Genomic DNA, 14,880 nt, shown 5'->3' with positions numbered 1-14,880 from the left:
AGTCCAATTCGCAAATGAAAAGGACTTCTTTTTTATTTGGCTCTGTTAAATTTGGTTGTTGATTTCCGCTGCAGGCGTTCGCTTTTCGCGCACAGTCAAGGAGCCTTGAGCTTTTGTTATTCTGTTACATCCTTCTTTCTAATATAGCCAATTCTCTCGGCTAATCTAACACGATACCAATTTCCATAATCACTAACGATAGGATAGGACACCCCACTGTAAATTGCCCCATATTGGACTAAAGAACCGGAAGAGTTATCGTAAACAGCGATATTTAAACGAGGTTTTACATGTTTACTACTATCTTTGTAAGTAGTATTAAGATTTTCTGGCGTATGGTTAAGACTAGGTGTTGTATAGCTTTTTTTTACATAGGCAACACCGTTACCAAATTGAATTTCGTGCCAATTAGGCCCGTAATCTCTAATTCTAGGGTATACCTGATTTTCGTACACTCGACCAACCCTTACTAGATTACCATCTAAATTTTGATAAATGGCAGTTGGAGTATTGACCTTGAAAAATTTAATTTCACTTGAAAAGTCTAGTTGAACATCCTTTTTTCGAATAAAACCAATTCGATCAATAAATTTTATTTTATACCAGTTTCCATAATCGCTAATAATTGGAAAAGAAACATTGGTATAGATCGCACCAAAATTAACTAGTTCCCCAGAAGAATTGTCATAAACAGCAATGTTTTCCTTAGGCTTTATCGTATATTGTGAGTGTTTAGTGGTAGTATCCAAATTGTTAATAGTTGAACCATCAGATGGTACTGTAAATTCTTTTTTTACATAAGCTGTTTGAGCCCCATATTTAATTTCGTGCCAATTTGGTCCATAATCGCGAATCCTTGGAAAGGATTCGTTAGTTGATAATCTTCCAACTCTAACCAATTGGTTGTTTTCCTTTATATAAATCGCTGAAGGTTCAAGAACTTTAAAGAATTTATCGCTAGGTATAAAAGTCTGCTCATTTTCTTGTTCCGAGTCCTGATCCTGACCCTGATTTTGTTCCATATCAATGAAATTAGAAATTAAACCAAATCCATATTCGTGGTCAAACCCTGTAGTCCCTAAATCAACAACCTTTTCATGTAAGAGAGTCCGAATTTCTGAGTTTGATAAATTCGGATTGGCTTCTTCAAAAAGGGCTAAGTAACCTGTTACATAAGGGGTAGCCATAGATGTACCACTCATGTATTGATACTCATTTCCTAAGTAAGTACTGTAAATTTCATCACCAGGTGCTGTAACCTCTAATGTAGGGCCTGTGGAAGAAAAACTAGCACGAGTGTTATTCTCGTTTATTGCACCAACTGCAATAGCTTCATCATATCTAGCTGGAAAAGTGATTGTATCGTTTCCTTTTCCTTTATTCCCTGCAGCGGCTACTATTAAAATATCATTCTGATAGGCTTTTTTAACTAGGTACCTAATAAATGGATCATCCACATCGAATCCTATGCTTAGATTTATCATATCCATATTATTAGTAATTGCCCAATCGATTGCATGTGCTAAATCAACTGTGTTCCCAATGCCTTCATTATTAAAAGCCTTTAACATATAGATATCAGCGTCATAAGCTATTCCTATTGTTCCAATAGAGTTATTTTGAGCATTAATAATTCCTGTTACATGTGTGCCATGACCATTGTCATCATTATATGAAGTAGTATAATCAACAAACGATTTTCCGCCTTTAATTTTTAAATCAGGATGGGAAATTACTACACCTGTATCAATGACAGCAATTTTTTTTCCCTTTCCAGTGAATCCTGATTGATGGATTGGCGTTGGATTTATTTCCGTATATCCCCAATCGATTGTTTGCTGGCTAATTTGAGTTTCTTGTTCTTCAGATATGAATTGGATCGATGGGTCATTATTTAAAAGGTCAATTTTCGATGTCGGTAGCACAACAGTAGCTGCAGGTAATGTTTCAAATTCATGAATAATTTCTCCATCTACATGATTAATAAGATCTTTGTTTATACTATTTGTAAATAAAATGATATATCTTTGTGTATCTTGCTCATTAGCTTGTACATCGTGTGTAGGTGAAAATACAAAAAGACTAATAATAAAGAATAGAAAATAAAAAGTACGCATTTATTGGTCCTCTTTCATAGGAGTTTGATATTTAATCACTTTGTAACATAAATTTAAGCAGGTTTTAAAAAACAAAACCACTATTTTATATTATAATGTTTTTGTTTGCTTCAAGGAATAGACAAATTTCAACATGTTTCTATCAGTATGGTTAATATATAATCATAGTTGATGTATAATTGTGTAATTTATTGTACAATGGTGGATGGGCTCTTAATCAGAGTATTGGTAATAAAGAGTCAAAGCAGATATTTTTAGATGATACATTTGTTGTATTGGAGGATAAATATGAAAATTTCAGTAGTTGGTACTGGTTATGTTGGATTAGTAACTGGTGTTTGCCTTTCGGAAATTGGTCATAATGTTACTTGTATTGATATAAACGAGGAAAAAGTGACTTCACTAAAAAAGGGAAAATCTCCGATATATGAACCAGGCTTAGAAGAGTTAATGGTTAAAAATATTGAAGAAAACAGATTGGAATTTACTAGTGATTTAGTAAAGGGATACTCTGGAGCAGAGGTTATTTACATAGCAGTTGGGACTCCACAAATGGAAGATGGTTCAGCAGATTTATCGTATGTAGAAAGTGTTGCAAAAGATGTAGCAACATATATAAAAAATGATTCGATAATTGTTATAAAAAGTACTGTGCCAGTTGGTACGAATGAACGTGTATTAGCTATTATTCAATCTCTAGTAAAAGGGAAGTATAAAGTTAATATTGTATCAAACCCTGAGTTTTTACGAGAAGGCTCGGCTGTAAAGGATACCTTCCATGGCGATCGGATCGTAATTGGCTATGCAGAAGAAAGTGCTGGAAGAGTACTTGAATCCATCAATAAGCCATTTGGCATTCCTATTTTTAAAACGGATATTAGAAGTGCAGAAATGATCAAATATGCATCAAATGCATTTTTAGCTACAAAAATTAGTTTCATTAATGAGATAGCCAACATCTGTGAAAAGATAGATGCGAATATAGAAGATGTTTCAAAAGGTATGGGGTTAGATAAGCGTATTGGAGAGCATTTCCTTAATGCTGGTATCGGGTATGGAGGTTCATGCTTCCCTAAAGATACAAAAGCGCTAGTCCAAATAGCTGGTCAAAATCTATATGATTTCGAATTGCTATCTTCCGTTATAAGAGTAAATAGTAATCAGCAATATTTACTTGTTGAAAAGCTTAAACAAAGGCTAGGGAACCTTTCGGGTAAAACTATTGCTCTATGGGGTTTAGCATTTAAACCAAATACAGATGATATGAGAGAAGCACCTTCAATTGTGATATCACAAAGGTTAGTTGATGAAGGCGCAAATGTCATCGCATATGACCCAATCGCTATTGGAAATGCCAAGAAAATATTAAATAAAGAAGTGGCGTATGCCGAATCTTTTTCAGATGCTATTAAAGGTGCTGACGCATTACTTATTCTAACTGAGTGGAATGAGGTCAAGACATTTAACCTTGAAGAGATAAACCAACTTATGAAGACTCCTATAATTTTTGATGGGAGAAATTGTTTTGATCTAAAGGATGCAATGAAGGCAAATATAGAATATTACTCAATTGGTCGACCACCAGTAACTCACGCTGAATAAAATACAAAGGAGTAGTAAAAATGGTAAATTTCGCAATAGTTGGATGTGGGCATATTGCCAAAAAGCATGCTGAGGCTATCGAAAAAGCAGAAAATGCAAAACTTGTAGCAGTATGCGATAAAATTCCAGAAAGTATGCAATATTATAAAGAGAAATATGATGTCCAAACATTTACTGAACTTGATGATATGTTACATGAAGATAATAATATTGACGTAATTAATATATGTACGCCAAGTGGTTTTCATGCGAATATTGCCATTCAAGCAGCAAATGCAAAAAAACATATCGTCGTTGAAAAACCTATATCCCTTACACTTGAAGATGCTGATGCAATTATTTCCTCTTGTAGGGAAAATGGAGTAAAGTTAACAGTTGTCCATCCAAATCGATTTAGACCAGCAATAAAAGAATTAAGAGAATTGATGGATTCCGGTAAATTGGGGAAATTGAGTCACGCTGATGCAACTGTTCGGTGGAATCGAAACCAAGCTTACTATGATCAAGCACCTTGGAGAGGTACGAAAAACCTTGATGGCGGTGTATTGATGAATCAGGCCATCCATAATCTAGACTTACTAGTTTGGTTAATGGGTGACTTAGATGAAGTTTATAGTATGAGTGCTACTAGATTACGTAATATTGAAGCTGAGGACGTATCAGTAGGTGTTGCGAAATTTAAAAACGGTGCCTTAGGCATCATAGAAGCTGCCACAACAATCTATCCTAAGAATTTAGAAGAAAGTATTAGTATTTTTGGGGAGACAGGTTCAGTAAAGATTGGTGGAGTAACTGCAAGCTTTGTGGAACACTTGGATATTGAGTCCATGGATAAGGAAGAAATTGACCAAATTATTGAGCGTGTAAAGGCAGATCCACTTGGGAAGCCTGGGCATCAATGTATTATTGAAGATATTGTTGAGGCTATTAAAACAAATCGCGACCCAATTGTAAGTGGTGAAGATGGTAAAAAGGCTCTTGAGTTAGTCATAAAATTATATGATTCAGCTGACACAAACAAACCAGTGTCTTTTGAAAAAAATGTAGGGGTGAATAGTTAATGTCAAACCAAATCGCTGAAAATTTATTAACTAAAATAAATAGTAAAAATGCAACCATTGGTGTAGTTGGTCTTGGTTATGTAGGGCTTCCACTTGCGGTAGAAAAGGCTAAAGCTGGTTACCAAGTTATTGGCTTTGATGTACAACAAGAAAGAGTCGATATGGTTAATAAAGGTCAAAACTATATCGGGGACATTGTCGAAGAAGAGCTAGCTGAAATGGTCCGTGAAAAAAAACTAATTGCAACAACAGACTACTCGAAGATTAGTGAAGTTGATGCGGTTGCGATCTGTGTTCCTACTCCTTTAGATACATACATGCAACCAGATACATCTTATGTAGAAAGTTCATCTAAAGAGATTTCAAAATATTTACATGAAGGAATGTTAGTTGTTTTAGAAAGTACAACATATCCAGGAACAACTGAAGAAATCGTGAAACCAATCATGGAATCTTCTGGAATGGAATGTGGAGTTGACTTTTTTATTGCCTACTCTCCAGAGCGAGTAGATCCAGGTAATAAACAATATAATACAAAAAATACACCAAAGGTTGTTGGCGGTATAACAGATAATTGTACGAAAGTAGCTGCAGCGCTATACAAAAATGTTTTAGAGGGTGAGATCCATGAGGTATCAAGTCCTGCTGTTGCTGAAATGGAAAAGATTTATGAAAACACATTTAGACATATAAATATTGCGTTAGCAAATGAAATGGCGATTCTTTGTAACCGAATGGGAATAGATGTTTGGGAAGTAATTTCTGCAGCCGCAACTAAGCCATATGGATTTATGCCATTTTATCCAGGTCCAGGATTAGGTGGACATTGTATACCAATCGATCCATTCTACTTAACATGGAAAGCTAGAGAGTTTAATTATCATACTCGTCTAATTGAGCTTGCTGGTGAGATCAATAATAGCATGCCTGAATTTGTAGTTGATCGTTGTATGAAAATTTTAAATGAAGATAAGATTTCACTTAATGGAGCTAATGTACTGATCCTAGGTGTGGCATACAAAAAGGATATTGACGACGTTAGAGAATCTCCAGTTTTAGAAATTTTAAAAGATTTAGATAAGACAGGTGCAAATTGGAAAGTCGTAGATCCTTTTGTTCCAGAGTTTAAGCACAACAAACAAAAGGTTAAAACATATGACCTTACAGAAGAGTTGATCGAAGCTGCAGATTTAGTCTTATTAACAACTGATCATAGTGATTTCAACTATGAATTACTTGCAAAAAAATCAAAAGTAATTTTTGATACTAGAAATGCAATGAAACAACATAATGAAAATATCAGTGGAAGATATTACAAACTGTAATCACTCAATAGTTGGAGTGAATGGATTGAATAAAATAAAACAATTAACCAAAAATGATTTTAATAAAAATGTGTTAACTTTGCTAAGTGGGACAATGGTAGCACAAGGTATCCCTATAGCAATATCTCCAATTTTAACAAGGCTATATACCCCAAATGATTTTGGGGTATTAGCATTGATTGTAGCCATATCCGCAGTGTTTGGTTCAATTGCTAACGCAAGATATGAAATTGCAATTGTTCTCCCTGAAAAGGACGAAGATGCAATAAATTTAACTGCACTTTCTGTCCTAGTAGCATTAGCTCTAAGCTTTTCTTTATTTGCAATAATCGTTTTGTTTCATAACCCAATACTAAGTATGTTAGGCAATGAAAATATTTCATTTTGGCTCTATATGACACCTGTTATCGTTTTTTTTATTGGTCTTTTTAATACCTTGAATTTTTTGAATACAAGATTTAAGCAATACAAGTTTGTTGCAAGGGCAAAGATGTATAAAGCTGTTGTTTCAGCAGCAATTCAAGTGATTGCAGGATTAATAAAACCAAATGTCCATGGTCTTGTAGGTGGTCAGTTGTCAGCACATATTTTTGGGAATGGAAGCTTGCTCATTCGCTTAATGAAAAATAAGGAATTGCTAGCAAAAATAAAGTTTACTGAAATGAAGCGTCTTGCAAAGGAATATATAAATTTTCCTAAGTATTCAATGTGGGCTGTGTTAGCAAATAACTTGTCTCAGAATATTATCAGTATCTTTATATCTATGCTCTTTTCTACTATAACTCTAGGGTTTTACTCATTAGTAAATAGGATTTTAGCAACGCCATCATTATTGATTGGTACTTCAATAGGACAAGTGTTTTTTCAACAAGCAACGGCTGAAAAGAATAAGCATGGTCACTCAATAAAGACATACAAATCAACAATGAAAAAATTACTTTATCTTGCAATACCTGCTTATGTCATAATGTTTGTTTTTATAGAAGATGTCATAATTATTGTTTTTGGAGAAGATTGGAGTACAGCTGGGCAGTACGCCCAAATCATGATGCCGTTGTTTTTCTTTAGGTTCATAACATCTCCTGTTAGTACAATAGTAAGTGTATATCAAAAAAATGGTATAGACTTAGCTATTCAATTCTCAATGTTATTTATTACAGCCATTGATTTTGTTATAGCTTTGTTTTTCCATCTGAATGTTGAAGAGTTTCTATATTTATTAACATATTCATTGGTTGTTCATAGAATCGGGACCTTCTATATTTATTATAAAATAAGCAAAGGAACTTCAGAACAATCAACACCAACTGTTTAAAAGTTCCCCTTTACAGTTATTGTTAAATATTCGAAGGGACATCATATGTTATAATCAGCTTAAAATATAGATTGTTTTGAACATGGAGGGGGATCATGTTTTCATTATTATTCGTCATTAATTTTTTAATGATTATCATTATAGTGATATATTTAGCACGCAAAAGTAATATAAGATTTCTAGTTCCAACAATCCCTAGTATTTTTTTATGGAGCTATTTTGTATTTTCGTATGTAGGGATTTTAGCCCTGTTCTTTTTATGGAACGATTATAGAGTAAGCTTAGGAATTGACAATAAGTTTAAAATATTAGAGCTATGGGGATACTCCAGCATTTCAATTCTATTAATTGTTGTTGTGTTCGTCATGTTAGCAAATGTTTTTAACTTAAAGCTGAACACGTCCTATAGTGAGATTAAGGACAGTGGTGAATTAAATAGATATGTAAAGATGGCAATGTTTTTGCTATTTTTACTAAGTATTGGGGTAGTACTTCTCTATTTAAGTAAAATACCATCAATACCATTAATAGAACAGCTTAGGGGTGCAAGCTCTGAGGAGTTAGCGTTATCTAGGAGTGAAGCAACAAATGGATTTAGCGGGAATTTGCATTGGTATAGGCTCTTCTATTCATCAGTGTTAACATTCCTAGGATATTACACATTTGCTGCTAGTTTGAAAAAACCTAGTCTTATTAACTGGTCTTTCTTTTTAGTTACCTTTTCTGCAGCATCTTTCACTGCATTAATGACTACTCAAAAGGCGCCACTCGTGTGGTTTTTTATTGGTTTGGTATCAGTTTATTTAATTACAAAAAAAACACAGATAAAACTAAAAACTGCACTGATTTTAGGAGCAACAACATTTACAGCGCTGCTTTTTATGTATCGCAGATTTATGGGGTTAGAAGGGCGCCCAATTATTGATGTTATTCAATCGATCTTCAGCAGAGCATTTACAGGACAGATAGGCCCGGCTTATTTTTATATAGAGATGTTTCCAAAGCATGAAGAATATTTATTAGGGAGATCATTTCCTAATCCTGGGGGGATTTTCCCGTGGGAAAACTTTAGCATTACAACTGAAGTAATGAATTTTATGAATCCAGCAATGATTGAAGCAGGAGTTGTTGGTTCTGCACCTACAGTATTTTGGGCGGATATGTTTGCTAACTTTGGTATTGGGGGTATTATCCTATCTTCTCTACTTGTTGGTGTGATCTTATATTTAATTCAATACTTCATAAATAAATTAGATTTCAATCCAGTGATTATTGCGTATTGTTCGTGGTTAATTGTAGAGGCTATGACACTTTCAAGTACAAGCTTAGCGAATTTCCTACTAAATATTGACCTTGTATTTTTGACAATTGTAGTAATAGGGATGTTGTTTTTAAATAGCCAATTAACTCTAACAAATCCATTAACATGGATAAGATCTAGTGAACAAAAACTTTTAAGTATGAGGAATAAAACATGAAAAAAGTTATTTCTTTGGTGTTTAATAATTTCAAAAATGACTCGCGTGTATTAAAGGAATGTACAACCTTAACTGAAAATGGCTATGATGTATCAGTTTATGCTTTACATGAAGATGGTTTAAAAGAGCAAGAAACGATTTCAGCAATTAAGGTTAAGCGAATTAAATTAAAAACGAAAAAATTATCAAAAAGTTTATTTATGCAAATAATTAAATACCTAGAATTGGCATATAAGATAATCAAAATGTCAAAAGGAAAGGTAGATATCATCCATTGCAATGATATAATGCCTTTACCAATTGCAGTGATAGTAAAAAAATTATCTTCGGGAAATGTGAAAATTGTCTATGATGCTCACGAGTTTCAAACAGAAACGCAAAAGCTTGTAGGGAAAAAGCTAAGAAAGAAGTTAACTTTTTGGACTGAACGATTTTTTATTCGCAGTGTTGACCAGGTTCTAACTGTAAGCGAAGGAATCGCTGAAGAGTATCAGAAGCGTTACAATATTCCAAAACCAAAGCTTGTTTTAAATTGTCCAGCCTATAATGTGATAAAAAAAGAGGATAAGTTTCGAGAGCTTTATGATATAGATCCTCACCAAGTTATCTTCCTTTATCAAGGGGCATTAACACCTGGACGAGGGATTGAAAAACTTATTGACGCATTTGAAGAAAGGAATAATAATGATTCTGTACTCATTTTTATGGGATATGGTCAATTAGAAGCTAAAGTGAAAGCTGCTGCAGAAAAAAATGAAAATATTTTTTATAAAGAAGCAGTAGCACCACATGAAGTGCTCTCTTATACTACTTCAGCTGATATTGGCATATCGCTTATCGAAAATAGCTGCTTAAATTACTATTATTGTTTACCTAACAAACTCTTTGAATATGCGATGGTGGGACTTCCTGTATTAGTGAGCAATTTACCAGAAATGAAAGAAATTGTTTCAAAAAATCAAAATGGGATTGTTGTTAAAGAAAATACGGTTACTGCCTTTAAACAAGGTTTAGATGACATCATGAAACAAGACCGTAATGAAATGGCAAATAACTCACTGAATCTAGCCAAAACATTTAATTGGCAAAATCAAGAAGAAACTCTATTGCAAGTCTATAGACAATTGAGTCATGGATAATAATTCTATAGTCATTATTGGAGGCTAAGATGAAAAAGAATAAATTTTTAATATGGTCTATTTTATTGCTGTTAATTGTCCCGGTCCTATTTGGTGTTGTAACTTATATTCAAGAAGTAAATAAAGAAAAAACATATAATGCGACTGTTGAGGTATCACTAGACAATTTGAATACATCTGTTTATTCAAATCCCGACACAGTTGAAAAAATGTTAAGTAGTAGGAAATTTCTAAGCTCAATAGAAATTAGTAATATAGAACAAGTTCAAGATAATCTAGTTATTGGTAAAAACAATGATTGGGTTACGATTGGTCTAGAGGGTTCTGAAAAGGATGAAGTGAAGAAGAACCTGGAATTAATTACAAACAAGCTACTTAAAGATAGTGAAGCAATCTATAATAATCAAGTGCAATTAATCGAAAATACAATTGATGAATTGAAAAACTCTAGTCCTACATCAGAAAAAACATTAGAAACCGAACAATTTTTATATGATTTGGAGTTAAAGAAGATTAATGCTCTTAAAGCTGAAATACAAGAACCTATTACCGTTACTGAAGTTGGTAGTAATCCAATGAAGCGCGCCATTGTAAGTGGAATTCTTGGTTTTGCTCTTATGGTTGTAGTCATCATAGTAGGTGTACTATTTGTTAGAAGAAAATAATTCAGCAAAATGAACCCTAAAACTTTAGGGTGTTTTTTGCATAGGAGAGATATTTTATGCGGAAAATATGCCATATTACCTCAGTTCATAGATATGATGATACAAGAATATTCATTAAGGAATGTCAATCCCTAACTAGTGAATATGAAACACATCTTATCTCACCAGGTGCTCCAAATGAGGTAATCAATAATATTCATGTTCACGGAATTGAAAAACCTAAAAATAGAATAAAAAGAATGACAGATACGGTTATGGCAGTTTATAAGGAAGCATTGAAAATTAATGCTGAAATTTATCATTTTCATGATCCTGAGCTAATCTTTGTTGGTCTTCTATTAATGAAAAAGGGTAAAAAAGTGATATATGATATTCATGAAGATGTACCAAGACAAATTCTCTCAAAAGCGTGGATAGCAAAGCCAATTAGATACTCAATATCAAAAACATTTGAGACGATTGAAAACTATGCAGCCAAAAGATTTAGTGCTATTATTGTTGCAACTCCACATATAAAGAAAAGATTTTCGGGACTAAGATCAGATGTTCTTGATGTTAATAATTACCCGCTATTAAAAGAATTAAGACTGTCAGATGTTAATGACATTGAAAAGAAAAACTCAATTTGTTATGTAGGGGTTATTAATAAAATTAGAGGTATTTTTGAAATGGTTCAAGCAATGGAGTATACTGATGCTGAACTATTATTAGGTGGAAAATTTGTGTCAGAAACAGATAGAAATTCAGTTAAGAACAAAGAGGGCTGGAAAAAGGTTGATGAGCTAGGACAAGTTAATCGAGAAGAAATGGCTAAAATTCTAGCAAAGTCTTCTGCGGGTTTGGTACTTTTTCATCCATTACCAAACCATATCGATGCCCAACCCAATAAAATGTTTGAATACATGTCTAGTAGTGTACCGGTAATTGCTTCAAATTTCCCTTTATGGAAAGAAATCATTGAAGGAAATAAATGCGGGATTTGTGTTGATCCACTTAACCCTAAAGCCATTGGAGAAGCAATCAACCACCTGTTATCAAATCCTGATGAAGTTGCTATAATGGGTGAAAACGGTAGAAAGGCTGTAGAGCAAAAGTATAATTGGGAAACAGAATCAAAAAAATTACTTGATTTATATGCTAATCTATTAGTGTAATAAAAATATCTAAATTTACTGGAGGTTATTCCATGCAAGTACCTATGTTAGATTTAAAAGAACAATATCAAAACCTTAAAACAGAAATACATGCTTCACTTGAAGATGTTATGTCTTCTTCAACATTTATCCTTGGCAAGAATGTTAAAAAGCTTGAGCAGGATGTCGCTGACTACAGTAATGTAAAATATGGTGTTGGGGTAGCTAGTGGAAGTGACGCATTACATATTTCTTTATTAGGTTGTGGAGTGGAAGAAGGAGATGAAGTTATCACAACTGCATTTACTTTCTTTGCTACAGCCGGCGCAATTGGAAGAATCAATGCGAAGCCAGTTTTTGTAGACATCGATCCTAAAACATTTAATATCGATCCTACTAAAATTGAAGCAGCAATTACTGAAAAAACGAAGGCGATTATTCCTGTTCATTTATATGGTCAAATGGCAGATATGGATCCGATCGTTGAAATTGCCAAAAAGCATAACCTTGCAATTATTGAAGATGCAGCACAAGCAATCGGAGCTACATATAAAGGTAAAAAGGTTGGAGAATTAGGAACTACAGCATGCTATAGCTTCTTCCCAACAAAGAACTTAGGTGCCTACGGTGATGCAGGTATGATTGTAACAGATGACGAAGCAATAGCAGAAAAAATGAGTGTCATTCGAGTTCATGGAAGTAAGCCTAAATATTATCATCATGTATTAGGCTATAACAGTAGATTAGATGAGCTTCAAGCTGCCATATTAAATGTGAAATTTCCACATTTAGATGATTGGAGTAACCTTAGACGTGAAAAGGCACATACATATAACCAATTAATAAATGAACAACTAAGCGATGTAATTGTTACGCCATTTGAGGAAGAGCATAACCATCATATCTTCCACCAATATACATTACGAGTACAAGATCGCGATGAATTACAAAGCTACTTGAAAGACCATGGAGTTTCAACAATGGTTTATTATCCAAAGCCTTTACATTTACAACCTGTGTTTGAGTACCTTGGATATAAAGAAGGGGACTTACCAGTAACTGAAAAAGCTTGTCAAGAAGCACTATCATTACCAATGTTTCCTGAATTAAAACAAGAACAGCAGTCATATGTTGTAGAGCAAATCGCTAATTTCTATAAGGAAAAAGCAAAGGCATGAAAAAGATTTTAACAATTGTTGGTGCTAGACCTCAATTTATTAAGCTCGCACCAGTATCACGTGAACTTAGAAGGTCCTATCAGGAAATTATCGTAAATACAGGGCAGCATTATGACCATAATATGGCAGGTGTGTTTTTCGAGGAGTTAAATATTCCTACACCTGATTATGATTTAGGTGTAGGTTCTGGCTCACATGGAAAACAAACTGGTGATATGCTAGCTAAGATAGAGCAAGTTATTTTTGATGAACAACCAGATGCTGTTTTAGTATATGGGGATACAAATTCTACTTTAGCTGGTGCCCTAGCTGCAAGTAAACTTCATATTCCATTATTTCATGTTGAAGCAGGATTGCGAAGTTACAATAAACTGATGCCAGAAGAAGTCAACAGAGTGTTAACAGATCATATTTCTAGCTTATTATTTTGTCCGACTGAACATGCGATATCTAACCTTAAAAAGGAAGGTATTACAGAAAATGCTATAGCAGTCGGAGATGTTATGTATGATGCCGTAAAATATAATATTAAAATTGCGGAGAAAAATTACTCCTTAGCTAAGTTCAACGTTGAAAAAGGCAATTATATTTTAGCGACGATACATAGAGCTGAAAACACTGACGATAAATCAAGATTAGAGGCAATTTTTAAATCGCTAAATTTATTGGCCGATCCGATTATTTTACCTCTACATCCAAGGACGGAAAAATTGTTAAAAGAAAATGGACTTTATCATCTTATTGAAGAATCAACCAATATTAAGATTATTAGTCCTGTATCGTATTTAGAGATGTTGTTGCTTGAGCAAAATGCTAAAGCAATCATAACAGACTCAGGCGGGGTTCAAAAGGAAGCCTACTTTGCAAAGGTACCTTGTTTTACGTTAAGAGATCAAACGGAATGGGTGGAAACAGTTGAGGTTGGTTGGAATCTTCTCGTTAACCCTATTGAGCATGATCTTGCCCATTTAATCACTAGCTTTAAAGAACCAAGCTATGTTGAAAACCTATATGGGGATGGGAATGCCTCTCTAAAAATAGTAGAGCATATTAATCATTTTTTCAGTGAAAAGGAAGATGCGAAATGACGAACCCAACTGTCGGAGAAAATGTCATAATTAAAGACAATGTATCGTTTGGAGAGAACGTTACAATTGGTAATAATGTTATCATTTATGAAGGTACTCAAATAGGACCAAATGTTATCATTCAAGATAATAGTGTTATCGGTAAGCAACCAACACGAGCAAAAAATTCAATCTTACCTGAGGTTAAAAAGCTACCCCCTGCTATAGTAGGGGCTGGATGTACGATTGGTACATCATCTATTATTTATGCGAATGCAACAATAGATGAGGAAGTATTTATTGCCGATCTAGCAACGGTGAGAGAACGTGTTACAGTTGGAAAACGAACAATAATAGGACGCGGAGTATCTGTAGAAAATGATTGTAAAATAGGTGAAAAGTGTAAACTAGAAACAAATTGTTATATTACTGCTTATTCGGAATTAGGCGATTATGTTTTTGTAGCGCCATGTGTCGTTACAACAAATGACAACTATATGGCTCGATCAAAAGAACGCTTGAAGCACTTTAAAGGTGTAACCATAAAAGACGGTGGAAGAATTGGTGCAAATGCAACTATTTTACCTGGAAAAGTCATTAACGAAGATGGGGCAGTTGCCGCAGCAAGTACTGTAACAAAAGATGTTGAAAGTGGTAAAATTGTTGTAGGTTCACCAGCTAAAGTCCTTAGAGAAGTACCGGAAAACCAATTGCTAAAAAATCAATAAAACAAAAGGGTCTCTTCATTAAATTGATGAGACCCTTTTTATATCCTTTACCTGCATGGTATAGAAGTGTTT

General features: G+C 33.9%; 12 protein-coding genes. 11 read left to right on the top strand and 1 reads right to left on the bottom strand.

Annotated features, from left to right (window positions below; all coding sequences use genetic code 11):
• Positions 1-116 precede the first annotated feature (116 nt).
• Complete coding sequence (locus I7822_RS08855; RefSeq protein WP_207977100.1) at positions 117-2,117, bottom strand: S8 family peptidase; 2,001 nt, start codon at positions 2,115-2,117, stop codon at positions 117-119.
• A 288-nt stretch (positions 2,118-2,405) separates the two neighbouring features.
• Between I7822_RS08855 and I7822_RS08850 the strand changes: the two genes are divergently transcribed.
• The 11 genes from I7822_RS08850 to I7822_RS08800 all read left to right on the top strand — a co-directional run bounded on the left by I7822_RS08850 (position 2,406) and on the right by I7822_RS08800 (position 14,808).
• Entirely contained in the window at positions 2,406-3,719 is a 1,314-nt protein-coding gene (locus I7822_RS08850; protein WP_207977098.1) for a UDP-glucose dehydrogenase family protein, read from the top strand.
• Positions 3,720-3,739: 20 nt separating this feature from the next.
• Positions 3,740-4,780, top strand: a complete 1,041-nt coding sequence (locus I7822_RS08845; protein ID WP_207977096.1) for a Gfo/Idh/MocA family protein — start codon at positions 3,740-3,742, stop codon at positions 4,778-4,780.
• A complete protein-coding gene (locus tag I7822_RS08840) occupies positions 4,780-6,105 on the top strand; it encodes a nucleotide sugar dehydrogenase (RefSeq protein ID WP_207977094.1) in 1,326 nt (441 codons plus the stop codon). Before I7822_RS08845 ends, I7822_RS08840 begins: the two co-directional genes overlap by 1 nt.
• A gap of 25 nt (positions 6,106-6,130) precedes the next feature.
• The gene (locus I7822_RS08835) at positions 6,131-7,420 is read left to right on the top strand and encodes a lipopolysaccharide biosynthesis protein (protein ID WP_207977092.1); all 1,290 of its coding nucleotides are present in this window, start codon (positions 6,131-6,133) and stop codon (positions 7,418-7,420) included.
• A gap of 95 nt (positions 7,421-7,515) precedes the next feature.
• Positions 7,516-8,898, top strand: a complete 1,383-nt coding sequence (locus I7822_RS08830; protein ID WP_207977090.1) for an O-antigen polymerase — start codon at positions 7,516-7,518, stop codon at positions 8,896-8,898.
• On the top strand, positions 8,895-10,037 hold the full coding sequence (locus I7822_RS08825; protein ID WP_207977088.1) for a glycosyltransferase: 1,143 nt from the start codon (positions 8,895-8,897) through the stop codon (positions 10,035-10,037). Before I7822_RS08830 ends, I7822_RS08825 begins: the two co-directional genes overlap by 4 nt.
• 29 nt (positions 10,038-10,066) lie before the next feature.
• Positions 10,067-10,702: a hypothetical protein gene (locus I7822_RS08820; protein ID WP_207977086.1), complete on the top strand. Its 636-nt coding sequence runs from the start codon at positions 10,067-10,069 to the stop codon at positions 10,700-10,702.
• Between the two features lie 56 nt (positions 10,703-10,758).
• Positions 10,759-11,856 carry a glycosyltransferase family 4 protein gene (locus I7822_RS08815; RefSeq protein WP_207977084.1) on the top strand — a complete coding sequence of 366 codons (1,098 nt, stop codon included), beginning with the start codon at positions 10,759-10,761 and terminating at the stop codon, positions 11,854-11,856.
• Between the two features lie 32 nt (positions 11,857-11,888).
• Positions 11,889-13,013, top strand: a complete 1,125-nt coding sequence (locus tag I7822_RS08810) for a DegT/DnrJ/EryC1/StrS family aminotransferase (protein WP_207977081.1) — start codon at positions 11,889-11,891, stop codon at positions 13,011-13,013.
• A complete protein-coding gene (wecB, locus tag I7822_RS08805; RefSeq protein ID WP_207977079.1) occupies positions 13,010-14,101 on the top strand; it encodes a non-hydrolyzing UDP-N-acetylglucosamine 2-epimerase in 1,092 nt (363 codons plus the stop codon). Before I7822_RS08810 ends, wecB begins: the two co-directional genes overlap by 4 nt.
• Positions 14,098-14,808, top strand: coding sequence for an N-acetyltransferase (locus tag I7822_RS08800; RefSeq protein WP_207977078.1), 711 nt, complete (start codon positions 14,098-14,100; stop codon positions 14,806-14,808). Before wecB ends, I7822_RS08800 begins: the two co-directional genes overlap by 4 nt.
• Positions 14,809-14,880: the final 72 nt, after the last annotated feature.

The sequence above is a fragment of the Metabacillus bambusae genome, assembly GCF_017497975.1.
Taxonomy (GTDB): Bacteria; Bacillota; Bacilli; order Bacillales; family Bacillaceae; genus Metabacillus; species Metabacillus bambusae.
This window is presented reverse-complemented; position numbering and strand designations above follow the sequence as displayed.

What these genes read in the sequence shown, in the direction of transcription:
- I7822_RS08855 (WP_207977100.1), bottom strand. Translation starts at nt 2,117, where the DNA reads ATGCGTACTTTTTATTTTCTATTCTTTATTATTAGTCTTTTTGTATTT.
- I7822_RS08850 (WP_207977098.1), top strand. Translation starts at nt 2,406, where the DNA reads ATGAAAATTTCAGTAGTTGGTACTGGTTATGTTGGATTAGTAACTGGT.
- I7822_RS08845 (WP_207977096.1), top strand. Translation starts at nt 3,740, where the DNA reads ATGGTAAATTTCGCAATAGTTGGATGTGGGCATATTGCCAAAAAGCAT.
- I7822_RS08840 (WP_207977094.1), top strand. Translation starts at nt 4,780, where the DNA reads ATGTCAAACCAAATCGCTGAAAATTTATTAACTAAAATAAATAGTAAA.
- I7822_RS08830 (WP_207977090.1), top strand. Translation starts at nt 7,516, where the DNA reads ATGTTTTCATTATTATTCGTCATTAATTTTTTAATGATTATCATTATA.
- I7822_RS08825 (WP_207977088.1), top strand. Translation starts at nt 8,895, where the DNA reads ATGAAAAAAGTTATTTCTTTGGTGTTTAATAATTTCAAAAATGACTCG.
- I7822_RS08820 (WP_207977086.1), top strand. Translation starts at nt 10,067, where the DNA reads ATGAAAAAGAATAAATTTTTAATATGGTCTATTTTATTGCTGTTAATT.
- I7822_RS08815 (WP_207977084.1), top strand. Translation starts at nt 10,759, where the DNA reads ATGCGGAAAATATGCCATATTACCTCAGTTCATAGATATGATGATACA.
- I7822_RS08810 (WP_207977081.1), top strand. Translation starts at nt 11,889, where the DNA reads ATGCAAGTACCTATGTTAGATTTAAAAGAACAATATCAAAACCTTAAA.
- wecB (WP_207977079.1), top strand. Translation starts at nt 13,010, where the DNA reads ATGAAAAAGATTTTAACAATTGTTGGTGCTAGACCTCAATTTATTAAG.
- I7822_RS08800 (WP_207977078.1), top strand. Translation starts at nt 14,098, where the DNA reads ATGACGAACCCAACTGTCGGAGAAAATGTCATAATTAAAGACAATGTA.